We start from the raw sequence: 797 nt of genomic DNA, 5'->3' as shown, positions 1-797 counted from the left end.
CCCATGCCGCCGCCGCCCATGCCGCCAGGCATGCCGCCGCCAGCCGACTCCTTCTTCGGAGCCTCCGCGATCATGGCTTCGGTGGTGACCAGCAGGCCAGCCACCGAGGCCGCGTCCTGGAGAGCCGTGCGCACGACCTTGACCGGATCGACGATACCCATGGCGATCATGTCGCCATATTCGCCGGTCTGGGCGTTGAAGCCGAAGGTCGGGCCCTTGTTCTCGAGGATCTTGCCGGCAACGATCGATGCTTCCGCACCGGCGTTGGCCGCGATCTGGCGAGCCGGAGCCTGCAGCGCGCGGCGCACGATGCTGATGCCAGCGGTCTGGTCGGAGTTGGCGCCGACAGCCTTGATGCTCAGCGAAGCGCGCAGGAGTGCGACGCCGCCGCCGGGAACGATGCCTTCTTCGACGGCCGCACGGGTCGCGTTGAGGGCGTCATCGACGCGGTCCTTCTTTTCCTTGACTTCGATCTCGGTCGCACCGCCGACGCGGATGACGGCAACGCCGCCCGCCAGCTTGGCGAGACGTTCCTGCAGCTTCTCCTTGTCGTAGTCCGAGGTGGTCTCCTCGATCTGCTGCTTGATCTGGGCGACGCGGCCCTGGATCTCGGCCTTCTTGCCGGCGCCATCGACGATGGTGGTGTTCTCCTTGGAGATCGACACCTTCTTGGCGCGGCCGAGCATGTTGAGGCCGACATTCTCGAGCTTGATGCCGAGGTCTTCGGAAATGACCTGGCCACCGGTGAGGATGGCGATGTCTTCCAGCATGGCCTTGCGGCGATCACCGAAGCCCGG

1 protein-coding gene is annotated in these 797 nt (G+C 66.0%); it reads right to left on the bottom strand.

Annotated elements, in window-relative coordinates; all coding sequences use genetic code 11:
- Window positions 1-797, bottom strand: a 797-nt coding sequence (groEL, locus tag AC0L3L_RS36400; protein WP_473642199.1) for a chaperonin GroEL, incomplete at both ends; no start/stop codon positions are given.

The organism is Mesorhizobium sp. WSM4849 (assembly GCF_055811385.1).
Note: the sequence above shows the minus strand (reverse complement) of the source record. Positions and strands in the feature narration are given on the sequence as shown.